The 20680-nt window shown below is 64.4% G+C and carries 22 protein-coding genes; 8 read left to right on the top strand and 14 right to left on the bottom strand.

The features are described from left to right. Window positions 1-29: 29 nt before the first annotated feature. Window positions 30-1133 carry an alpha/beta fold hydrolase gene (locus tag AABA84_RS17380; RefSeq protein WP_338312589.1) on the top strand — a complete coding sequence of 368 codons (1104 nt, stop codon included), beginning with the start codon at window positions 30-32 and terminating at the stop codon, window positions 1131-1133. Window positions 1134-1153: 20 nt separating this feature from the next. Here the strand turns inward: AABA84_RS17380 and AABA84_RS17375 are convergent, their stop codons facing one another. Continuing rightward, window positions 1154-1327: a DUF1328 domain-containing protein gene (locus AABA84_RS17375; protein ID WP_028142852.1), complete on the bottom strand. Its 174-nt coding sequence runs from the start codon at window positions 1325-1327 to the stop codon at window positions 1154-1156. Window positions 1328-1536: 209 nt separating this feature from the next. Between AABA84_RS17375 and AABA84_RS17370 the strand changes: the two genes are divergently transcribed. Continuing rightward, window positions 1537-2724, top strand: a complete 1188-nt coding sequence (locus AABA84_RS17370; RefSeq protein ID WP_338312588.1) for an acyltransferase family protein — start codon at window positions 1537-1539, stop codon at window positions 2722-2724. A gap of 113 nt (window positions 2725-2837) precedes the next feature. On the opposite strand, the gene purL is transcribed toward AABA84_RS17370, so the two are convergent. After that, window positions 2838-5048, bottom strand: a complete 2211-nt coding sequence (gene purL / locus AABA84_RS17365; protein ID WP_212251826.1) for a phosphoribosylformylglycinamidine synthase subunit PurL — start codon at window positions 5046-5048, stop codon at window positions 2838-2840. A gap of 185 nt (window positions 5049-5233) precedes the next feature. Between purL and AABA84_RS17360 the strand changes: the two genes are divergently transcribed. Next, the gene (locus AABA84_RS17360; RefSeq protein WP_338312587.1) at window positions 5234-5713 is read left to right on the top strand and encodes a PaaI family thioesterase; all 480 of its coding nucleotides are present in this window, start codon (window positions 5234-5236) and stop codon (window positions 5711-5713) included. Between the two features lie 76 nt (window positions 5714-5789). Then, window positions 5790-6755: a DMT family transporter gene (locus AABA84_RS17355; protein ID WP_338312586.1), complete on the top strand. Its 966-nt coding sequence runs from the start codon at window positions 5790-5792 to the stop codon at window positions 6753-6755. A gap of 12 nt (window positions 6756-6767) precedes the next feature. Here the strand turns inward: AABA84_RS17355 and AABA84_RS17350 are convergent, their stop codons facing one another. Both AABA84_RS17350 and purQ read right to left on the bottom strand, forming a co-directional pair. Continuing rightward, window positions 6768-7754, bottom strand: a complete 987-nt coding sequence (locus tag AABA84_RS17350) for a tripartite tricarboxylate transporter substrate binding protein BugD (protein WP_338312585.1) — start codon at window positions 7752-7754, stop codon at window positions 6768-6770. Beyond that, window positions 7751-8452: a phosphoribosylformylglycinamidine synthase subunit PurQ gene (purQ, locus tag AABA84_RS17345; protein ID WP_212251777.1), complete on the bottom strand. Its 702-nt coding sequence runs from the start codon at window positions 8450-8452 to the stop codon at window positions 7751-7753. Before purQ ends, AABA84_RS17350 begins: the two co-directional genes overlap by 4 nt. A gap of 167 nt (window positions 8453-8619) precedes the next feature. Between purQ and AABA84_RS17340 the strand changes: the two genes are divergently transcribed. Beyond that, a complete protein-coding gene (locus tag AABA84_RS17340; RefSeq protein ID WP_338312584.1) occupies window positions 8620-9636 on the top strand; it encodes a magnesium and cobalt transport protein CorA in 1017 nt (338 codons plus the stop codon). A gap of 61 nt (window positions 9637-9697) precedes the next feature. Here the strand turns inward: AABA84_RS17340 and purS are convergent, their stop codons facing one another. Together purS and purC are read right to left on the bottom strand one after the other, a co-directional pair. Beyond that, window positions 9698-9937, bottom strand: a complete 240-nt coding sequence (gene purS / locus AABA84_RS17335; protein ID WP_028142840.1) for a phosphoribosylformylglycinamidine synthase subunit PurS — start codon at window positions 9935-9937, stop codon at window positions 9698-9700. Between the two features lie 13 nt (window positions 9938-9950). Further along, window positions 9951-10718 (bottom strand): phosphoribosylaminoimidazolesuccinocarboxamide synthase, encoded by a 768-nt coding sequence (gene purC / locus AABA84_RS17330; protein ID WP_173015815.1) that lies wholly within the window; start codon window positions 10716-10718, stop codon window positions 9951-9953. 323 nt (window positions 10719-11041) lie between these two features. Between purC and AABA84_RS17325 the strand changes: the two genes are divergently transcribed. Continuing rightward, window positions 11042-11365 (top strand): DUF1476 domain-containing protein, encoded by a 324-nt coding sequence (locus AABA84_RS17325; protein ID WP_212251780.1) that lies wholly within the window; start codon window positions 11042-11044, stop codon window positions 11363-11365. 15 nt (window positions 11366-11380) lie between these two features. On the opposite strand, the gene AABA84_RS17320 is transcribed toward AABA84_RS17325, so the two are convergent. The 8 genes from AABA84_RS17320 to AABA84_RS17285 form a co-directional block, all read right to left on the bottom strand. Then, window positions 11381-11764, bottom strand: coding sequence for a hypothetical protein (locus AABA84_RS17320; RefSeq protein ID WP_338312583.1), 384 nt, complete (start codon window positions 11762-11764; stop codon window positions 11381-11383). A gap of 115 nt (window positions 11765-11879) precedes the next feature. After that, window positions 11880-12368, bottom strand: coding sequence for a cyanase (cynS, locus tag AABA84_RS17315; RefSeq protein WP_142251064.1), 489 nt, complete (start codon window positions 12366-12368; stop codon window positions 11880-11882). A gap of 15 nt (window positions 12369-12383) precedes the next feature. Then, window positions 12384-13307, bottom strand: a complete 924-nt coding sequence (locus AABA84_RS17310) for an ABC transporter ATP-binding protein (RefSeq protein ID WP_338312582.1) — start codon at window positions 13305-13307, stop codon at window positions 12384-12386. Window positions 13308-13312: 5 nt separating this feature from the next. Further along, window positions 13313-14152, bottom strand: coding sequence for a nitrate ABC transporter permease (gene ntrB / locus AABA84_RS17305; RefSeq protein ID WP_338312581.1), 840 nt, complete (start codon window positions 14150-14152; stop codon window positions 13313-13315). Window positions 14153-14250: 98 nt separating this feature from the next. After that, window positions 14251-15627 carry a CmpA/NrtA family ABC transporter substrate-binding protein gene (locus AABA84_RS17300; RefSeq protein WP_212251788.1) on the bottom strand — a complete coding sequence of 459 codons (1377 nt, stop codon included), beginning with the start codon at window positions 15625-15627 and terminating at the stop codon, window positions 14251-14253. A gap of 118 nt (window positions 15628-15745) precedes the next feature. Next, window positions 15746-16624 carry a sulfurtransferase gene (locus AABA84_RS17295; protein WP_338312580.1) on the bottom strand — a complete coding sequence of 293 codons (879 nt, stop codon included), beginning with the start codon at window positions 16622-16624 and terminating at the stop codon, window positions 15746-15748. A 52-nt stretch (window positions 16625-16676) separates the two neighbouring features. Further along, entirely contained in the window at window positions 16677-17810 is a 1134-nt protein-coding gene (locus AABA84_RS17290) for an acyl-CoA dehydrogenase family protein (RefSeq protein WP_338312579.1), read from the bottom strand. 35 nt (window positions 17811-17845) lie between these two features. Beyond that, window positions 17846-18388 carry an OsmC family protein gene (locus AABA84_RS17285; RefSeq protein WP_338306488.1) on the bottom strand — a complete coding sequence of 181 codons (543 nt, stop codon included), beginning with the start codon at window positions 18386-18388 and terminating at the stop codon, window positions 17846-17848. A gap of 246 nt (window positions 18389-18634) precedes the next feature. Here AABA84_RS17285 and AABA84_RS17280 point away from each other — a divergent pair, with 246 nt between their 5' ends. Further along, on the top strand, window positions 18635-19312 hold the full coding sequence (locus AABA84_RS17280) for a TetR/AcrR family transcriptional regulator (RefSeq protein WP_338312578.1): 678 nt from the start codon (window positions 18635-18637) through the stop codon (window positions 19310-19312). 157 nt (window positions 19313-19469) lie between these two features. Beyond that, on the top strand, window positions 19470-20675 hold the full coding sequence (locus AABA84_RS17275) for a GGDEF domain-containing protein (RefSeq protein WP_212251798.1): 1206 nt from the start codon (window positions 19470-19472) through the stop codon (window positions 20673-20675). Window positions 20676-20680 lie beyond the last annotated feature (5 nt).

Below are 20680 nucleotides of genomic sequence, written 5' to 3'. Positions count from 1 at the left end.
GCCTCCGTCCAGTCGACACAAGGCACGAGATGCCGCGCAAGGCCGCAAGACTGATTGGGGTCTCGTTGCTGGGGTTGGCCAGCGTCCTCGTTGTGCTGACCGCTGCCGGACTGGGTTTTCGTGCCTATCGTCAGCACCTTGCTGCCCAAACTCTCGCGATCCGCTCTCCTGCAGGCATGCAGGAGGCAGAGTTCATCGATATCGGCGGCATCAAACAGTGGATCCAGATCCGCGGCGAGGATCGAGATAATCCGGTGCTCCTGTTCGTCCACGGCGGACCCGGGGGGACGACTTTGCCGATCTCCTCGGGTTGGCGCCCCTGGGAAAAGCACTTCACCGTCGTGCAGTGGGACCAGCGCGGCACCGGCCGCACTTTTGGCGCGGCTGGAGACGCGCTCGGTCCCACGATGACACTGGAGCGGATGACGCAAGACGGCATCGAACTGGCCGAGTACCTGCGCACGCATTTGCACAAGGACAAGATCGTCCTGGTCGGGCATTCCTGGGGCTCATTCCTGGGGATTCGAATGGCGAAGCAGCGTCCGGATCTATTCTCGGCTTATGTCGGCACGGGCCAGGTGGTCGGCAGGGCGACCTTCGAGAAGGCCTTCGAACTCACGATCGCGCGTCTGCAACGGCTTGCGGTAGCGGCCACCAACAAGGAGGCGCTGGCCGAATTGGCGCCGATCGCTTCGCAGCCGGTCCTCACCCCGGAAAATCGCCTGATTGCGGACAAATGGAGCAATGTGCTGGGGCTGCCGCTCGCCGACGGCTTCCAGCTCGCCGGTCCCATCCCGCCGCTCTTCATGCCGGATGTCTCGCTGCTTGATCTGTACAATTGGCGGAGGGGCGCCGCCTTCTCAGCAAAGCACCTGACGGGACGGAACGGGCCGATGTTTCAGAGCGACATGGCCTCGATCGGGTTCGAATTTTCGATCCCGATGTTCTTCATTGAGGGCGATGCGGATGGCGTCACGCCGAGCGAACCCGCCGAGCAATATTTCAGGGAGATCACCGCCCCGCACAAGGAATTTGCTCGGATTCGCGGCGGCGACCATTTCATTCCGTTCGATCGGCCTGATGAATTCTTGGCCGAGCTGATGGCCCGCGTCATGCCGTTCGCAGCCCACTGAAGACTGGTGCAGCGGCCCGGCTACGCCCTGAAGATCGTGAGCCCAAGTATCAGCAACACCAGGAAGATCACGACGAAGACGTAGAACAGGAAGCGGGCGATATCGGCGGAGACGGCCGAAATGCCGCTGAAGCCGAGCACGCCGGCCACGATCGAGACAAGAAGGAAGATCAACGCCCATTTCAGGATCGTCATTGCCAGCTCCGAATTGTGCCGCTCGTCGCGGCCATCAGCCCTTTGGCGGACGCTAACTTCGCTGCGCGGAGCTGGTTCCTAAGGGTGTCAGCACCCAAGTCGGGCCTTGAGTCGGGGCTCAAATCGGGCCTCAACTACGGCGCAAAGGAGCCTTGCTGAATCCGGCTCGCGGCGGCACAGTCCCGCCCGGGGCAGGAGCGCGGGGCGACATGATGACGATGGCAGATTCAGCGACGATCGGCGCGGAGGCACACGCCGCGCCGAAAACCAAAGCGCGCAATTTGTCGCTCGATCGCGCCCGCACCTTCCTGACCCTCGTGGTGCTGCTGCATCATGCGGTGATCCCCTACACGCATTTCGGTCACACCGATCCGGCCTCCTTTGCCGGTTTCGACATGATCGTGCTCGCCACCGACAGCTTCTTCATGGCGATGTTCTTCTTCCTGTCGGGCCTGTTCACCTGGCCCGGCATCGCGCGCAAGGCACCGTCGGTCTTTTTGCGTGACCGCCTGCTGCGGCTCGGGCTGCCGTTCGCGATCGCGGCCCTCACCGTCATCCCGCTCGCCTATTACGCCATCGCGCTACGGGCCGAGCCCGAGCTGACCTTCGCCGCGTTCTGGTGGAAGACGGTGACGTCGGGCCCATGGCCGAGCGGCCCGATCTGGTTCGTGTGGGTGCTGCTCGCCTTCGACCTGACCGCAAGCCTGCTCTACCGGGTCTCGGCGCATCTGGTCGATCCCGGCAACCGCATCTCGTTGCGTGGATTTCAGCAGCCGGCCGTGTTCTGGCTGATGCTCGTCGCCGTAAGCGTCATCGTCTATCTGCCTGCGCTGCTCTATTTCGGTACCAACAAATGGTTCGAGTTCGGACCGTTCTCGGTGCAGGCGAGCCGGATCCTGCTCTACTTCAGCTACTTCTTCATCGGCGCCAGCGTCGGTTCGGCGAATTTCGATCGCGGCATCCTCAGCGCCGACGGCCAGTTGCCGAAGCAGCGCTGGCTATGGGTGATCGTCACGCTGATCCCCTACTGCCTGATGTGGTGCATGATCTACATCAAGCGCGAGATCCTCGGGAATCCCGATCACCTGCCGCACTGGTACCACGTGTTCTACGGCACGTTCTTCGTGCTGTTCTCGGCCTCGATCCTGCTCGCGATCCTCGCCTTCTTCCTGTATTCGAAGGCACCGGGGCCGACCCTGCTCGACCGCATGCAGGCGGATGCCTATGGCATCTTCCTGGTGCACTACCCGATTGCGCTGTGGATCCAGTACGCGCTGTTCGACTTTGCGTGGCCTGCGATCGTGAAGGCCGCGATCGGCCTCGTGCTCACGGTGATCGTGAGCTGGGGCCTGACGGCGGCGTTGCGGAGGATACCGGGCGCGTCGCACGTGTTGTGAGGCTGGGCACCCGTAGCCCGGATGAGCGCAGCGATATCCGGGAAACAGTGCCAGCAAAGACCCGGATGTCGCTGCGCTCATCCGGGCTACGGGACTGAGTTCGCGGCCCCGCCTCAGGCCGCCTTGCCGCCCATATACTCCGGCAGCCAGCGCTCGAACGACTTGCGCAGGGCATCGATCGTGACAGGCGCCTCGCCGGCGATCGCGATCGCATCGCCGCCGGTGGTGCCGATTCGCACGCAGGGCACTTCGCAGCCACGCATCTTGGCGAGCACGCGGCCGGCTTCGGTCTCCGGCACGGTGACGAGATAGCGCGCCTGATCCTCGCCAAACCAATAGGCCTGCGAGACCAGTGAAGTCGGCGCCGCCAGCAGCTTGGCCCCGATGCCGCTCGCCATCGCCATCTCGGCCAGCGCGATCAGAAGGCCGCCGTCGGAGAGGTCGTGCACGGCGGTCGCGGTGCCGCCATGGATCATGCCGCGCACGCAATCGCCGTTGCGCTTCTCGGCGGCGAGATCGACCGGCGGCGGCGCGCCCTCCTCGCGGCCGCAAATGTCGCGCAGGTAGACGGACTGGCCGAGCCAGCCATGGGTCTCGCCGACCAGGAGGATCGCTTCGCCCTCGGCCTTGAAGGCGAGCGAGGCCGATTTGGTGAAATCGTCGAGCAGGCCGACGCCGCCGATCGAAGGCGTGGGGAGGATCGCGCGGCCGTTGGTCTCGTTGTAGAGCGAGACGTTGCCGGAGACGACCGGGAAGTCGAGCGTGCGGCAGGCTTCCGAGATGCCCTTCAGGCAGCCGACGAACTGGCCCATGATCTCGGGCCGTTCAGGGTTGCCGAAGTTGAGGTTGTCGGTGATCGCGAGCGGCTTGCCGCCGACCGCGGTGATGTTGCGCCAGGCTTCCGCCACCGCCTGCTTGCCGCCTTCGAACGGGTCCGCCTCGCAATAGCGCGGCGTGACGTCGACGGTCAGCGCAAGCCCCTTCGGCCCGTCCTCGATGCGCACCACGGCGGCATCGCCGCCGGGACGCTGCATGGTGTTGCCGAGGATGACGTGGTCGTACTGCTCCCAGACCCAGCGCTTAGAGCACATGTCGGGCGTGCCGATCAGCTTCTCCAGCGCGCTACCTACGCCCATCGGCGCCGGCACCTCGCGGGCATGCACGACCGGCAGCGCGGCGGAGGGAACATGCGGGCGGTCGTAGAGCGGCGCCTCGTCGCCGAGTTCCTTGATCGGCAGATCGGCCATGACGTCGCCGCCATGCTTGACCACGAAACGCTTGCTCGGCGTGGTGTAGCCGACCACGGCGAAGTCCAGGCCCCACTTCTTGAAGATCGCCTCGGCTTCCTTTTCCTTCTCGGGCTTGAGCACCATGAGCATGCGCTCCTGGCTTTCCGAGAGCATCATCTCGTAGGCGCTCATCCCGGTCTCGCGGGTCGGCACCGCGTCGAGATCGAGGTCGACGCCGAGGTCGCCCTTGGCGCCCATCTCGACCGCCGAGCAGGTCAGGCCCGCCGCGCCCATGTCCTGGATCGCGATGACGCAACCCTTCTCCATGATCTCCAGGCACGCCTCGAGCAGCAGTTTTTCGGCAAAGGGATCACCGACCTGCACGGTCGGGCGCTTCTCCTCGGACTTGTCGTCGAACTCGGCCGAGGCCATCGAGGCGCCGTGGATGCCGTCGCGCCCCGTCTTGGAGCCGAGATAGACGATCGGCATGTTCACGCCGGAGGCGGCGGCATAAAAGATCTTGTCGGTGTCGGCGAGCCCGACGGCCATCGCGTTGACGAGGATGTTGCCGTCATAGCGGGTGTGGAAGCGCACCTGGCCCCCCACCGTCGGCACGCCGAAGGAATTGCCGTAGCCGCCGACCCCGGCCACGACGCCGGAGACCAGATGCCGCGTCCTGGCATGCTCGGGCGCGCCGAAGCTGAGCGCATTGAGGCAGGCGATGGGACGCGCGCCCATCGTGAAGACGTCGCGCAAGATGCCGCCGACTCCGGTGGTGGCTCCCTGGTAGGGCTCGATGTAGCTCGGATGGTTGTGGCTCTCCATCTTGAAGACCACGGCCTGGCCGTCACCGATGTCGATCACACCGGCATTCTCGCCGGGGCCCTGGATCACCCAGGGCGCCTTGGTCGGCAGGCCCTTGAGATGGATGCGCGAGGATTTGTACGAGCAGTGCTCGTTCCACATCGCCGAGAAGATGCCGAGCTCGGTGAAGGTCGGCTCCCGCCCGATCAGCTTCAGGATGCGCTCGTATTCGTCGGGCTTGAGCCCGTGGGCGGCAACCAGTTCGGGGGTGATCTTGGGTTCGTTCTTCATGGCTTCAGGGGCTTTCGGCGGCGGTTTGGCCGTTCTTAGGAACATCCGGGGCTCGCGAAAAGCCCTTTATGGCCCATTTTCCCACTGTCCCACGTTTTGCAGGCGGGGACGGCGGGAACAGGAATTGCACGGCGCGGACGGATCGGATTTAAGGGCTGAAGACCCGCAATTGAAGGCCCATTTCCTTGCACGAATTGACCAAAACGCCCCCGCCCCGCCGCCCCGACCTCCACGTCGCCACCGAGGGCGAATTTGTGGGCTGGCGGACATGGATTCGCGACAGTTTTGAAGCCCATGTCGGCCCCTTCTGGCACCGGATCGAGGCCGACGGCAACGTCCGCAGCGCCTTCCGGGTCGAGAAAAAGCACCTCAACGGCTCCGGGAACGTCCATGGCGGCTGCTACATGGCCTTTGCCGACTACTCGCTGTTTGCGATCGCCACCCATGTCCTGGACAGCCGGGCGGTGACGACCAACTTCGCCTGCGAATTCCTCGACGCGGCACGCGAGGGCGAGCTGATCGAATGCACCGGCGAGGTCACCCGCGCCGGCGGCTCGCTGATCTTCCTGCGCGGCAAGATGATGTCGGGGACGCGGGTGCTGCTGACCTTTTCCGGCACGATCAAGCGGATGAAGCGGAAGGCGCTACCTCAGCCAAACGCATAGCTCGGCGCCTTCCCTTTTCGCGCGCCCTCGCCCAGACTTCCCGGCAAGCGCTATCGCGCCGGGGAGCAGGAACAAGGTGCCGCAGAGCACATCAGGGACAGGTCGCACGACGGCCTCCGTCGCATCGCCGTTGCCCTCCCTGCCCGCAACCGGCGCACGCAGCTGGCGCGACTATGCGCTGCTGCTCGCGCTCGCCTGCTGCTGGAGCTCGACCTATCCGCTGGCCAAGCTGGCGCTTCCCACCATCCCGCCCATCACCTTCATCTCGGCACGCTCGCTGATCGCGGCGGCCTTCCTGTTCGCGATCCTGTGGATGCGCGGCATCAGGGTCCCGACCGACGCGAAGGCGTGGAAGCTGTTCGCGACCCAGCAGCTGATCAATTCGACCTTTCCGTTCCTGATCATCACCTGGTCGCAGCTCTATGTGCCGGCGTCGAACACCGTGGTGCTGGCCTCGACGACGCCGATCTTCGCCTTCCTGATCACCTCGCTGATCACGCGGCATGAGCCGGCAACGCTGCTCAAGCTCGCCGGCGCGATCCTCGGCCTCGCCGGCACGATTCTCATCGTCGGCCTCGATGCACTGCGCGGCTTCGGCAGCGAGATCGTGGCGGAGATCGCGATCCTGCTCGCCACCATCTCGTTTGCCTGCGCAACGATCTTCGGCCTTCGCCTCTCCCAATACGACCCGATGGTGGTGGCGGCCGGCTCGCTATTGTTCGGCGGTCTCATCCTGCTGCCGCCCTCGCTGATCATCGATCAGCCCTGGACTCTGCAGCCGACCTCGACCGCGATCATCGCCACCACCGTCATGGGCATCGTGTCGAGCGCGCTGGGCCTGATGCTGTTCTACGTCTGCCTCGGCCGGCTCGGCACGCTGACCACCAACGCGCAAGGGTACTTGCGCATCCCGATCGGCGTCGGCCTCTCCGTGCTGCTGCTCGGCGAGAGCGTGCCGTCGAACCTGGCGCTGGGGCTAGTGCTGGTGATGGCGGGTGTGGCCGCGATGACGGTGCCGGCGGAGCGGTTGAAGCTGCGGTAGCGCGAGACGCTATTACTTGGCGTCGTCCGCCAGCATTTTCCGATATTTTTCGACGTCGCGTGTCACGAGCTGCTGCAGCAGCTCCGGCGTATGCTCATTGGCATCGGGCGCAACGGTCGACAGGTCGGCAAAGCGCTTCTTCACCGCGTCGGTCTCCACCGCCGTGCGCGCCGCGGCGTTCAGCTTGGCAATCACGGCCGGCGGCGTGCCCTTGGGCGCGAACAGGCCGTTCCAGCCCTGTGCCTCGAATTCGGGCAGGCCCGCTTCCGCCGAGGTCGGCAGGTCCGGCAGCGTAGCGAGCCGCACGGTCGAGCCGACCACCAGCCCCTTTACCAGTTTCTCGTTGATCGACTGCGAGACCGAGGCCGCCGCATCGCAGACGCCGTCGATCTGGCTGCCGACCGCGTCAGTGAGCGCAGGCGCGGCGCCGCGATAGCCGACCAGCGTCGCGTCGATCCCGGCGGCGGTGACGAAGCTCTTGCAGATCAGATAGTTCGAGGAGCCGACGCCGGCATGGCCGAGATTGATCTTGCCGGGATTGGCCTTGGCGTAGGCGATGAACTCCTTGAGGTCCTTCGCCGGAAAATCCTTGCGCAGCGCGACGATGCCGAACGTCTTCGCCACCATGGCGATCGGCACGAAAGACTCCGGCGTGAACGGAAGCTTGGGATAGATCGTGTAGGTCGCGGCATTGGTACCGGCATTGCCGATTGCGATGGTGTAGCCATCGGGCTCGGCGCGGGAGGCGCGCGCCAGCGCGGTCGAACCGCCGGCCCCGGCAACGTTCTCGATCACGATGGTCTGGCCGAGCGCGATGCCCATCTGCTCGGCCACCGCGCGCGCGATCACGTCCGAGGTGCCGCCGGCCGCGAACGGCACGATCATGGTGATCGGACGCTTTGGATAATCCTGCGCGAACGCGGCCGTCGCGAGCGAAAATGACGCGAGCGACAGCGCCGCGATCGCAGCGAGAGCCCGCTTCACCGCGAACGCAATCACGCGGCTTTTTCCAGATGCGCGGTCAGGCCCGCGAACAGGCCGCGGCCGTCGGTGCAGCCCATGATGTCTTCGACGTGGTTTTCCGGATGCGGCATCATGCCGAGCACGTTGCCCTTGTCGTTGACGATGCCGGCGATCGAATGCGCCGCGCCGTTGATGTTGCTGTCGTCGTCCACCACACCGTCGGCGGAACAGTAGCGATAGAGCACCCGCCCCTCGCCTTCGAGCCGCTTGATGGTCTCTTCATCCGCCTCGTAATTGCCTTCCCCATGGGCGACCGGCACGCGGATCACCTGCCCGGCATTGTAGCCGCGGGTGAACGGCGTGTCGGAACGCTCGACGCGCAGATGCACGTCATGACAGATGAATTTCAGCCGCGCATTGCGCATCAGCACGCCCGGCAAGAGGCCGGACTCGCAGAGGATCTGAAAACCGTTGCAGACGCCGAGCACGAGGCCGCCCTTGGCCGCATAGTCGCGCACCGCATCCATCACCGGCGCGCGTGCCGCGATGGCGCCGCAGCGCAAATAGTCGCCGTAGGAAAAGCCGCCCGGCACCACCACGAGATCCGTGCCCGCAGGCAGCGCCGTCTCGGCGTGCCAGACCATCGCCGGCTCGCTGCCCGAGATCATCCTCAGCGCACGCGCCATGTCGCGTTCGCGGTTGATTCCGGGAAAGACGAGGATGGCGGCTTTCATGGCAAAAGTTCCGACGGTGATGGGAATCGGGCTGGCCAAAGGGCCAATTCGCGAAGAGACATAGCCATTTGACGGGGATTTTACCAGTGCTAGCCTTGCCGGACGGCCTTGTACACAGGCCATAGCCGAGGCACTTTTGCCCGACGATCTTGCCCGGGATTGAAGCCATGAACGTCCCGTCGCTGCCCACGTCCCCCTCCGAGCCCGTGTCCACCGAGGGCGTCGTCGCCGCCGGCGCCTATGTCGATGGCCGCCGCATCGCCAATATCGCCATCAGCGAGGCCTCGAGCTGGCGGGCCAAGCCCGGCCACGTGGTCTGGATCGGCCTGCACGAGCCCGACATGGCGCTGCTCGGCGCGGTGCAGAAGCAATTCGACCTGCACGAACTCGCGATCGAGGACGCCAACCACGCCCATCAGCGACCCAAGATCGAGCAATATGGCGAAGCCCTGTTCATCGTGGCGCGGACGGCGCAGCTGGTCGAGGGCCGCATCGTCTTCGGCGAGACCCACATCTTCATCGGCGAAGGTTATCTGGTCTCGGTGCGCCACGGCGCCTCGACGTCCTACACGCCGGTGCGCGAACGCTGCGAAAGCTGCCCGCGGGCGCTCGCCCGCGGCGAGGATTACATTCTCTATGCGATCCTCGATTTCATCGTCGACAATTACTCGCCCGTGCTCGAGAGCATTCACGACGAAGTCGAGGGTATCGAGGACGACGTGCTGTCCAAGGCGATCAGCAAAGCCCAGATCGAGCGGCTCTACATGCTGCGCCGCGACCTGTTGCGGCTGCGCAACGCGATCGGGCCGCTGGTGGAGGTCTGCCGCCGGCTGGAGCATGACGAGCTGTCGATGGTGCGGCAGGCCATGCAGCCGCTATTCCGCGACGTCACCGACCACGTCCGCAACATCCAGGAGCGCATCGATTCCATGCGCGAGGTGCTGGCTTTCGCCTTCGAGGCCAGCCTGCTGGTCGGCCAGGCGCAGGAGACGGCGGTGTCCAAGAAGCTCGCGTCCTGGCTCGCGATCATCGCGATCCCGACCGCGCTTGCCGGCATCTACGGCATGAACTTCAAGCACATGCCGGAGCTGGAATGGGACTACGGCTATTACATGCTGCTCGGTGTGATGCTGACGGCGTGCACCGCGCTGTACTGGCGTTTTCGTCGCGCCGGATGGCTATGAGGAAATCGCTTCGTAGCCCGGATGGAGCGAAGCGCAATCCGGGCTACCATGGCGGACAGGCCTAGACGATTTCGACCCGATAGTTCTCGATCACGGTATTCGCCAGCAGCTTGTCGGCGGCTTCCTTCAGCGCGGCTTCCGCCTTGGTCTTGTCGGCGCCGGCGAGCTCGATGTCGAACACCTTGCCCTGGCGGACGCTGGCGACGCCGTCGACGCCGAGCGACTTCAGCGCGCCTTCGATGGCCTTGCCTTGCGGATCGAGGATGCCCGTCTTCAAGGTAACGGTGACACGTGCCTTCACGTCGAAAATCCCCTCAGCTCTTCACCAGCACCGGGCCGGAGCCCTGCGGACGCTCGTTCTCCATGAGGATGCCGAGACGTTTTGCAACTTCAGTATAGGCCTCGAGCAGGCCGCCGAGATCCCTGCGGAAACGATCCTTGTCGAGCTTCTCGTTCGACTTGATGTCCCACAGACGGCAGCTATCCGGCGAGATCTCGTCGGCGACGATGATGCGCATCATCTCGTTCTCGAACAGGCGTCCGCATTCCATCTTGAAGTCGACGAGGCGGATGCCGATGCCGAGGAAGAGGCCGGTGAGGAAGTCGTTGACACGGATGGCAAGCGCCATGATGTCGTCGATCTCCTGGGGCGTCGCCCAGCCGAAGGCCGTGATGTGCTCTTCCGACACCATGGGGTCGTTGAGCTGATCGTTCTTGTAGTAGAATTCGATGATCGAACGGGGCAGCTGCGTGCCCTCCTCGATGCCGAGGCGCTGCGACAGCGAGCCGGCGGCGACGTTCCGCACCACCACCTCGAGCGGCACGATCTCGACCTCACGAATCAATTGCTCGCGCATGTTGAGGCGGCGGATGAAATGGGTCGGCACCCCGATGTCGTTGAGGTGCTGAAACAGGTACTCCGAGATCCGGTTGTTGAGGACACCCTTGCCCTCGATCACCTGATGCTTTTTCGCATTGAACGCGGTCGCGTCGTCCTTGAAGTGCTGGATCAGGGTACCGGGCTCCGGGCCTTCATACAGAACCTTTGCCTTGCCTTCATAAATGCGACGCCGCCGGCTCATGGGGATGTACCGTGTTTTGTTGAAATCCATGTATTTGGTGTGCTCCGGTTACTAGGATTTACGACCCACAGCGGAGCTGCCGTGAACGACCCGGAACCCCGTCCATAACCCTTGGAAACAGAACGGGAACCAAGCCTCCAGGCAACCTATCCGATTGGCTGACCGAGCACAATCGATCCGGCCGTCCGGCACCAACTTATACCATCTTGCCTGCGGCTTAACGGCCCGTTGTTTTGCCGATTCGTGCTATCTATGTAGGCATGCAGTCGGGTCGCCGCAACGGAAGGCTCCCGCTCCATTCAGCAGGGGATTTGGAACAAGGCATGAGCGAGTTCGACAAGCGTCAGGAAGGTTTCGAGAAGAAATACGCCCTCGACGAGGAGCAGAAATTCAAGGCGGAGGCCCGCCGCAACCGGCTGCTCGGGCTGTGGGCGGCTGAAAAGCTCGGCATATCGGGCGATGCCGCCACCGCCTATGCCAAGGAGGTGGTCGCGGCCGATTTCGAGGAGGCTGGCGATGCCGACGTCTTGCGCAAAATCACGGCCGATTTCGCCGCCAAGAACGTCGTCGTCACCGAGCAGGCGATTCGCGCCAAGATGAGCGAGCTGCTCGCGGTGGCGGCCGCCGAGGTGAAGGCGGGGAAGTGACCCCGCCGTCTGGCTCTATTTTAGCGTGATCTGAAAACCCATCGATCCGCTGATATTGAATCCCTCCGCTTGTTGCGGTCCGAACTGCCGGTTGATGTTGGTGTTGACCGACTCCATCCGGCAATCGCGGGCAAGCACCTCGCGCAGGAGATCACATTCGCGCGCCGCCATCTCATAGACCGTGCGGCGCGCGCGGTCGCGCAGTTTCTGGGCCTCCTCGCTGTCCCCGGTCGGACCGGCGACAAAGAAGTTGATCGAAGTCTGCACACGCACCGATCCTTCCTGCCGCAGACCCCCGCCGCCTTGCTCGGCGATGACACGCTGGGACTGGGCCTTGGAGGGGGCAATCACGACCAGCAGACCAACGCCTGCCAAGACAAAACGCGAGCGAAATTTCATCAGGGGTACCTGTGGTTGAAGCGAGGCCCGTTACCTAGCCTCCAGAGGTTGCCGTCAGGCAAACCATGGACCGCAAACACCGGGCCGCCGCTTCACCAGCGGTTAACTGCGTCGGTCACTCCTCCTTGAAGCCGTATTCCGGCACGTTGCCGCTGGCGCCGTAATATTTGTACGGCAGGAATTTGCCGCTCATGGTGATCTTGACGCGGTCGCCCTTCGGGTTGGCGACGCGCTCCATGGCCATGTCGAAGTCGATCGCCGACATGATGCCGTCGCCGAATTCTTCCTCGATCAGCGCCTTCCAGGCCGGGCCGTTCACCATCACCATTTCGTAGAAGCGATAGATCAGGGGATCGGTCGGCGGCATCGGCGTGCCGGTGCCGCGCATCGGCACCTCGTTGAGCATCGCAACTTCCGCCTTCGACAGGCCGAACAGCTCCCCGGCATTGGCAGCCTGCGGTTTCGTCAATTTCATCTGGCCGAGGATGGCGCCGACGATGAGGACCTCGGAATACCCCCCGATCTTCTCGCAGATGTGCTTCCAGCTCCAGCCCTTCTCGCGCTTGATGTCGAGCAGCTTCTCGGTGAGGTCTTCGCGTTTCATGTCAGGGTCTCCTTTTCAAGCAGTCAGTCCGGGACTGGTCCCGGGCGTCCAGGTCTGGCGTTGCTCGTCACCACTGGACGCGATCGTCAGTCCGGGCTTGCCGATATGCACCAGCAGCACATTACGCGGATCGTGATCGGGTGTCTCGACGGTAAACGTCTTGCTGCGCGTCACCAGGAAATCGATGATGTGGTTGCGCAGCGCGTAGTAGAGCGGATGGCGGTGCAGATCGGTGCGGCCGCGATCCCTCGGCAGCGGGTTCTCGACGACCTCGGCCAGCACCGCGCCGGGCCCGTTGGTCATCAGGAAGATCTTGTCGGCGAGATAGATCGCCTCGTCGACGTCATGGCTGATCATGAATGCGGTCTGCCCGGTCTCCAGGCAAATGCGCCGCACCTCGTCCTGCAGCGTGCCGCGCGTCAGCGCGTCCAGCGCCGAGAACGGCTCGTCCATCAGCATGATCTTCGGCGTGATCGAGAGCGCGCGGGCGATGCCGACGCGCTGCTTCATGCCGCCGGACAGCTCCGAGGGGCGCTTGTGCTCCGAACCTGTCAGCCCGACGAGATCGATGAAGGTCTGCGCGTGCGCCCTCACCTTGGCACGGTCCCAGCTCCGCCATTTCGAGCTCACGGCATAGGCGACATTGCCGAGCACGGTGCGCCAGGGCAACAGTGCGTGGCTCTGGAAGATCACGGCGCGGTCGAGGCTGGTGCCCGAAATCGCCTGCCCGTCGACGATGACGGCGCCCTCGCTCGTCGCATCGAGGCCGGCGAGGATGTTGAGCACGGTGGTCTTGCCGCAGCCGGAATGCCCGATCACGCAAGCAAACTCGCCCCGCGCCATCGACAGCCACAGGTTCTCGAAGATCGTGGTCGTGGCGCCGCTCGCACCGGGATAGCGTTTGGCGATGCCTTCGATGGAGATGAACTTGTCGGTCACGGCCTCTACTCCGGAAAGGTGACCATGCGCGTGAAGCGCGCCAGGATCTGGTCGAGCAGCATGCCGACGATCCCGATCAGCAGGATCGCGATGATCACGTTGGTGATCGACAGATTATTCCACTCGTTCCAGACGAAATAGCCGATGCCGGTGCCGCCGACGAGCATTTCGGCGGCGACGATGACGAGCCAGGCGATGCCGATCGAGATGCGCATGCCGGTCAGGATCGTCGGCGCCGCCGCGGGGAGGATCACGGTGAAGGCCCGCCTGACGGTGCCGACCTCGAGCGTGCGCGCGACGTTGATCCATTCCTTGCGCACGCTGGCGACGCCGAACACGGTATTGAGCAGCATCGGCCAGATCGAGCAGATGAAGATGACGAAGATCGCCGAGATCGAGGAATCCTTGATGGTGTAGAGCGCGAGCGGCATCCAGGCCAGCGGCGAGATCGGCTTCAGCACCTGGATGAAGGGATCGAGCGCCTTGCTCAGCAGCGGCGACATGCCGATCAGAAAGCCGAGCGGGATCGCGACCAGCACCGCCAGCAGATAGCCGGTGCCGACCCGCGCGATGGAGTATCCGAGCTGGATGCCGAGCCCCTTGTCGTTCGGCCCATTGTCGTAGAACGGCCGCCTCAAGTGCTCCCACAACTTGGCGCCGACATCGAGCGGCCCGGGCATCGCCGATTTGCCCTGCGTCGCGGTCAGGCCCATCAGCTTGGCGTATTCAGGGCTCATCGTGGCGACGGGGCCTGTCGAGCGCGTGGCGAGATGCCAGACGCCGAGGAATGCGGCGAGCAAGGCGATGGAGACGAGACCGGCGCGGAGACGGAGGGAGGAGGTCATCTCACACTCCGCCGTGTCCCGGGCGCGGCGCAGCACGAAGTGGTGCNNGATGCACCACTTCGTGCTGCATCGCGTCCGGGACACGAGAGTGGAGATCATCACGACGCCTTCCTGATCTTGAAGCTCGCGACGTAATCCTCGGGCTTGGCGGGATCGAAGGTCTTGCCCATCACCGCAAACGACTTGTACGCGCTCGCCGGCGGCGACAGGCCCATCTCGGTCATCAGCTTCTTGGTGTCGGTCGCCAGATACACCTGCTCGGCCACCGCCTTGTAGTCGACGTCGCCCTTGATCTGGCCCCAGCGCTTCATCTGCGTCAGCATCCACACCGCAAAGGACTGCCAGGGGAACGGATCGAAATCGACGCGTTTCGCATCGGTCTTCACCCCGCCGAGGCCGTCGGCATAGGTGCCGGTCAGGACCTGCTCCAGCACCGTCACCGGCGCGTTGATGTAGTTCGCGGGCGCGATGGCCTCCGCGATCTGCTTGCGGTTCTCCGCTTTCGAGGCATAGGCCGTGGCATCGACGATGGCGCGGGTCAGCGCCGCAAAGCTGTTCGGCGCACTCGTGATGAACTCGCGGCTGGCGGCGAAGCTGCAACAGGGATGACCGTCCCAGATCTCCTTCGACAACAGATGCATGAAGCCGACGCCGTCATAGATCGCGCGCTGGCAGATGTTGTCGGGGGCGAGGAAGCCGTCGATGTTGTCGGCACGCAAATTGGCGACCATCTCTGGCGGCGGCACCGAGCGCAGCTGCACGTCGGTATCGGGATCGAGCCCGTGCTCGGCGAGATAATAGCGCAGCAGATAATTGTGCATGGAATAGTCGAAGGGAATGGCGAATTTCAGGCCCTTCCAGTCCTTCGGGTCGCGCTTGTCCTTGTGCTTGGCCGCCAGCACGATGCCCTGCCCGTTGATGTTCTCGATCGCCGGCACGGCAAAAGGAATCGCGTTGGCACCGAGGCCCAGCGAGATCGCGATCGGCATCGGTGCGAGCATGTGCGCGGCGTCGTATTCCTTGTTGATGGTCTTGTCGCGGATCACGGCCCAGCCGGCGGTCTTGACCACCTCGACGTTGAGACCGTGCTTGGCATAGAAGCCCATCGGCGCCGCCATGATGATCGGCGTGGCGCAGGTGATCGGGATGAAGCCGACCTTGAGGTCCTTCTTCTCGGGTGCGCCGGTTTGCGCGAACACCTCGGTTGCGGTCCGAAGCGGAAAGAACTGCGATAGCGCGGCCAGTGCGGTGGAGGCCCCGACCGATTTCAGGAACGCCCGCCGTGCCACATCCTGCGGAAACATCGCCCGCATCACCGCGGACGCAACCACGCCCTCGTAGCGTTTCTCCTCGCTCTCGACCGGCTCGCAGCGCAGCGCCGCCTGCTCGTGCTCCCCCGCCGAACGGTGCTGGCCGCAAACGCAGCCCGCCCCGAGACTGCGGTCGCCATCAAACGGATCGTCGAACGTGGACATGCTGCTGCGCCCCTTTGTCACACTGCGCGGCGGACGCCGTTGTCCGCCGCGTCAGGTCAAGATTCCATCGTGGTCCGGCTACAGCTTGCGCAGCCGGGCCATTGGAAACATGCAGGTTCTATGCCGCCTTGCCTGTTACCTGGGCAGCCATGGGCAGCCCCTGCTCGATCGGCAGCGACGGATCACGTGACCATTCGTTCCAGGAGCCGAAATACATCCGCACGTCCTTCACGCCGGCATTCTTCAGCGCCAGGAACGTGTTCGAGGCGCGCGCCCCCTTGAAGCAGTAGAGATAGACCGGTGTGCTCGGCGAGATGCCGACGGTGGCGCATTCCGCCAGAATCTCGTCCTTGGACTTGAAGCGCGGGCCTTCCGCGGTCGGCTTCATCATGCGGTACCATTCCAGCCACACCGCACCGGGGATGCGGCCCTTGCGGGGGCAGAAATCCTTGCCATAGGGCGACGAGCTGTCGCCGATCCACTCGTCGACATCGCGCACATCGAGAATGGCAATGCCGGGCTTGCCGACCGCGGCAAGCATGGTCTTCGCGTCGATCAGGATCTCGCCGGCTTCCGGCACGACCGCGAACGAGGCCTTCGCCGGCACCGGGACATCCTTCGTCACCGGAAGGCCCGCGGCCGACCAGGCGTCGAAGCCGCCATGCAGCACCTTGATCTTGGGATAGCCGAGCATGGTGAGCAGATAGTAGCCGCGGCAGGACTGGCCGAAGCCAGAATTCATCGACTGCTCGTAGATCACCGCGGTCTCCTTGCCGGAGAGACCGGCAGCCCCGAAGGCGTCGGCGAATTTGGTCTTCAGCTCGCTCATGCCTTCCGGCGTCGAGGTCGCGAGAAACGTGAAGATCTCGTGCACGTTCACCGCGCCCGGCAGGTGCCCGGCGCTATAGGCATCGGGATTGCGGGTGTCGATGACGACACAGGGTTCGAGCTTCAAGAGATCGGCAAGTTCGCTGGCAGAGATCAGAACGTCCGTCATTGGCAGCCTCTCCGTTGAGGTTAAGTGGTCTTCCGGGGTGGACTCGTGAAGCTCAGAACTCGGCGAGCATCTTGCGCAGCTGCTTGGTAGCCGGCGTGACGATCGCGACGAAATAGGCCTCGCGCAGCCGCCGCTGCGCGCGGTGGCTCCTGAGGTAGCCGCGCGCGCCACAATGCAGCATCGCCGCATGCGCCGCCGCGACGCTGGCCTCGCCCGCGCGCAGGCGCAGCGCGATCACCTTGCGCCAGTAGGTCTCGTCCTCGTTGTAGGGATCGCGCGCCAGCGCCATGGTCTCGGCTTCGAGCTCGGCGGCGAGATCGCGGAAGTGCACCGGCTGCTGCGGCAAATAGCGGTTGATGTGGCCGAGGGGACTATCGACCTCGCCCATGATGTTGATGCAGTCCTTGATGAGGCCGAGCGCCATGCCGGCCTGCAGCAGGATGAACCCGGCGCGGATCCTCTTGACGAAGGGGCCGGCGGGGTCGGCGAGGATCAGCTCGTCGGGCACGAAGACGTCGCGGAACTGCACGCCATAGGTGCCGGTGCCGTCCATCGCCATGAACGGCTTGCACGGCGTCAGCGTGATCGCCGGGTCCGAGCAGTCGGCGAGGAACATCACAGTGCCGGGCTCGCCACTTGCGATGCCCTGATCGTCCTCACGCTCGAAGATGGTGCCGAAATAATGGTCGGGACCGAGATTGGAGACCCAGGGCAGCGCGCCGCGCACGATGTAGCCGCCCTCGACCTTGCGCCCTTTCAGCTTCAGCTTCTCGATCCCGAAAAAGCTCTTCATCGGGTTGGAGAGCCCGGTGCCGCCGAGCACGCGGCCGGTCGAGAAGGCATCGCCGAAACGCTTTGCGAGCTTCAGATTGGTCGAGTTGGCGGCGTACCAGACCAGCGTGTTCTGGCACCAGGCCATGAAGGCCGTCGCCCCACACACCTCGCCGATCGCAGCCATCGCCTGGATGGCACAGCGCAGGTCGGCCGGACCTTCGTGCGGCACGTGACTGCCCCAGGCGCCGACCGCGCCGAACTTGCGCAACAACTCGGCCGGATAGACCGAGCCGTCGTCGATACCGACGGCAAGCGGCGCGAGATCTTCGCGCGCGATCCGCGCCACCTCCCCTGCAATGGACGGTGCGGGCTGATCCAAACTTTCGGCCCGCGATAAAGCCAGTGACCCCATGATCGTCTCCCGCACCTTGTCCTGGTTGCTATCAGCTAGATGCCGACCTCGAGATTGACCGGGCGGGTGAAGGTGTTGGCGACCGGCGACCATTTCTTCACATGGGCGACCAGCGCGTTGACCTCGTCCTGCGAGACGCCCTCGCACGCCATGTCGACCTTGACCCGCACGTCGGTGAAGCCGACCGGCTTGTCCGAGGTATCGCCGGTGCCCCAGACCGCGGTGATGTTGAGGTCGCCTTCGAGCTCGAGCTCGAGCTTGTTGACGATCCAGCCGCGATGCACGGCGTTGGCGTGCAGGCCGACGGCGAGGCACGAGCCGAGCGCGGCAAGCGAGGCTTCCGACGGATTCGGCGCGGTGTCGTCACCCAAAAGGCCCGGCGGCTCGTCGACGATATAGGGCGGCAGATTGCGGATGTAGTTGGCGTGACGGAATTTGCCTTCCGCGACCGTCTTGCACTTCAAGGTCTTGACGACCTTCGGATTGGCCTTGCCGCTCGCGATCAGTTGCTCGAGGCCATTCTTGTCGATGGGCGCAAGGCACCCCGTCAGCACTGTCTTTTGAACGACGGCAGTCATCATCTTCTCCCTGGCAGCCGTGGAAAACGGCAGGATACCGAACGGTCTGTTTCCTTGCATGGAGCGTGCCAGAAGAGGCCGAAAACGAAATGCGAGGCATTGGAGCCGCTTAGCGATGGCTGCCTGCGGATTGATCAGCCGCGCTCTGCTCAAAGGCGATGCAGATGAGATCACCGATGCGAATCTTTTTGGCGCGGACGAGATGCGGCTTGATGATACCGCGCGGCTGCGATTAAGTTGCAGTCCATGGCCAAGCCTTCACTGAACAAGTCCTCACTGAACAAGATGTCGTCGAAGAAGAACGCGCCGCATTCAGGCGCTGGCGACGACGAATCCGCGCGCGGGCGCCTGCTCAGCGCCGCCTCGCATCTGTTCTGCAAGAATGGGATCAACGCCACCGGCATCGATGCGATCATCGAAGAGGCCGGCACCGCGAAGACCACGCTTTACAAATTGTTCGGCTCCAAGACCAACCTCGTCAACGCGGTGCTGGAGAGCGAAGGCAAGCAATGGCGCGAATGGTTCATCGGCGCCATGGAAGACGGCGGCGGCGACGCGCAGGCGAAACTCACGCGCATCTTCCCGGCCCTGAAGAGCTGGTTTGCCGAAGAGCGCTTCTACGGCTGCCCCTTCATCAACGCGGTCGGCGAGCACGACAAGGACGCCAAGCAGTTCCGCAACATCGCACTGAAGCACAAGAAGATCGTGCTCGGCCACATCGAGAAGCTCGCCGGCGAGCTCGGCTCGAGCGAGCCCGCGGTGCTTGCCCATCAGCTCGGCCTCCTGATCGACGGCGCGATCGTCGCCGCGATGATCTCGCGTGATCCCGGCGTGGCAGATACGGCGGCGCTGACGGCCGGCCCCCTGCTCGGCCAATCCAAGTCGAAGAAGAAGCGCGGCGCAGACCAGCTCGAGACGGTGTGACCTCACACCTGCACCAAACCGCATCTTCCTGCACGGCCGCCGTGCGCGTCGGCCGGTTTACCATGTGCCAAGCAACGGCCGGCGATCCCTGGCTGCCTTAAAAGGCTGTTAGGAGCGGTCATCGTTGTTGGCGCCCGGAATACGGGGACGCTCTGCAATGCAATCGGACAAGGGACTCTACAGTGCGCCGCGCTGGCGCCTGACACGCTGGCTCGCCGAGCCGGGGCCAGGCGCGCCCGACGACATCCGGGCCGCCCTCATCGCCCAGCTTTATGGATCGCTGCCGGTGTTTGCCGCCGGCGCAGTCAATACGATTGCCGTTGCCGCCGTGATTGCCGGCCGTAAGCAGACCGCGCCGTTCGTGATCTGGCTGGTGATGGAGATCGCGATTTGCCTCGCCCGTCTCGTCGTGCTCGTGAGCGCGCATCGCGCGGCGCACCTGCAGCGACCGACACCGACCGACCTTCATCTCCTGCTTGCGGTCGCCTGGAGTGCCAGCGTCGGATTTGGCGCCATTGTCAGTCTCGCCAGCGGCGACTGGGTCGTTGCCATGCTGGCGTCGCTGTCGGCGGCGGCGATGGTCGGCGGAATCTGTTTTCGCAATTTCAGCGCGCCGCGGCTGGCCGGGACCATGATCCTGTTGAGCCTCGGCCCCATCGTCCCCGGCGCCGCGCTCGCGGGCGAACCGCTGTTCTACATCGTCTTCCTTCAGGTGCCGATGTATCTGGCCGCGATGACGGCCGCGGCCTTCCGCCTCAACCGGATGCTGGTCACCACCATGCGCGCCGAGCGCGAGAACAGCCATCGCGCCCATCACGACGCGCTCACGGGCCTGCTCAATCGCGCAGGCTTCGTCGAGGCGCTCGGCGGCAGGCTTGCAGCGCGCGCCGAACGGCCGTTCGCGGTGATGTTCTTCGACCTCGACAATTTCAAGCCGATCAACGACACGTTCGGACACGCGGCGGGGGACTCGGTGCTGAAAGCGGTGGCCGCGCGCGTGCGCCGGCTGCTGCCTGATGACGCATTGGTCGCCCGAATGGGCGGTGACGAATTCGTGGTGCTCCTCGACGGCGTCACCGCCGAGACGGCACAGCAGACGGGACATCGCCTCATCAGCGAGGTCGCATTGTCCTATGAGCTCAGCGGCGAGATGCACGCCTGCATCGGCGCCAGCGTCGGCATTGCGCTGTCACCGGATCACGGCGCCGACGTCGCCGGATTGCTGGCTGTCGCCGATGCCGCGCTGTACCAGGCGAAGTCGGGCGGCAAATCGCGTTGCTGCCTGGCGTCGGTCGGGTCCAACCTCGCGGCGTTGCGCCAGCTCCAGCAGGGCCCGAAAGCCCCTCTCCCAAGCGCGGCCTGAGGCGG

The sequence above is a fragment of the Bradyrhizobium sp. TM239 genome, from assembly GCF_036247985.1.
GTDB classification, from domain to species: Bacteria; Pseudomonadota; Alphaproteobacteria; order Rhizobiales; family Xanthobacteraceae; genus Bradyrhizobium; species Bradyrhizobium ottawaense.
The sequence above is the reverse complement of the archived record's forward strand: the minus strand, read 5'-3'. Positions and strand labels throughout refer to the sequence as shown.

Excerpts from the sequence above, each read along its gene's own strand:
- AABA84_RS17340 (WP_338312584.1), top strand. The coding sequence starts at position 8,620 with ATGAACGTCCCGTCGCTGCCCACGTCCCCCTCCGAGCCCGTGTCCACC.
- AABA84_RS17275 (WP_212251798.1), top strand. The coding sequence starts at position 19,470 with ATGCAATCGGACAAGGGACTCTACAGTGCGCCGCGCTGGCGCCTGACA.
- AABA84_RS17380 (WP_338312589.1), top strand. The coding sequence starts at position 30 with ATGCCGCGCAAGGCCGCAAGACTGATTGGGGTCTCGTTGCTGGGGTTG.
- AABA84_RS17325 (WP_212251780.1), top strand. The coding sequence starts at position 11,042 with ATGAGCGAGTTCGACAAGCGTCAGGAAGGTTTCGAGAAGAAATACGCC.
- AABA84_RS17375 (WP_028142852.1), bottom strand. The coding sequence starts at position 1,327 with ATGACGATCCTGAAATGGGCGTTGATCTTCCTTCTTGTCTCGATCGTG.
- purC (WP_173015815.1), bottom strand. The coding sequence starts at position 10,718 with ATGAGCCGGCGGCGTCGCATTTATGAAGGCAAGGCAAAGGTTCTGTAT.
- purQ (WP_212251777.1), bottom strand. The coding sequence starts at position 8,452 with ATGAAAGCCGCCATCCTCGTCTTTCCCGGAATCAACCGCGAACGCGAC.
- AABA84_RS17285 (WP_338306488.1), bottom strand. The coding sequence starts at position 18,388 with ATGACTGCCGTCGTTCAAAAGACAGTGCTGACGGGGTGCCTTGCGCCC.
- AABA84_RS17370 (WP_338312588.1), top strand. The coding sequence starts at position 1,537 with ATGATGACGATGGCAGATTCAGCGACGATCGGCGCGGAGGCACACGCC.
- AABA84_RS17295 (WP_338312580.1), bottom strand. The coding sequence starts at position 16,624 with ATGACGGACGTTCTGATCTCTGCCAGCGAACTTGCCGATCTCTTGAAG.
- purL (WP_212251826.1), bottom strand. The coding sequence starts at position 5,048 with ATGAAGAACGAACCCAAGATCACCCCCGAACTGGTTGCCGCCCACGGG.
- ntrB (WP_338312581.1), bottom strand. The coding sequence starts at position 14,152 with ATGACCTCCTCCCTCCGTCTCCGCGCCGGTCTCGTCTCCATCGCCTTG.
- AABA84_RS17280 (WP_338312578.1), top strand. The coding sequence starts at position 18,635 with ATGGCCAAGCCTTCACTGAACAAGTCCTCACTGAACAAGATGTCGTCG.
- AABA84_RS17300 (WP_212251788.1), bottom strand. The coding sequence starts at position 15,627 with ATGTCCACGTTCGACGATCCGTTTGATGGCGACCGCAGTCTCGGGGCG.
- cynS (WP_142251064.1), bottom strand. The coding sequence starts at position 12,368 with ATGAAACGCGAAGACCTCACCGAGAAGCTGCTCGACATCAAGCGCGAG.
- AABA84_RS17320 (WP_338312583.1), bottom strand. The coding sequence starts at position 11,764 with ATGAAATTTCGCTCGCGTTTTGTCTTGGCAGGCGTTGGTCTGCTGGTC.
- AABA84_RS17290 (WP_338312579.1), bottom strand. The coding sequence starts at position 17,810 with ATGGGGTCACTGGCTTTATCGCGGGCCGAAAGTTTGGATCAGCCCGCA.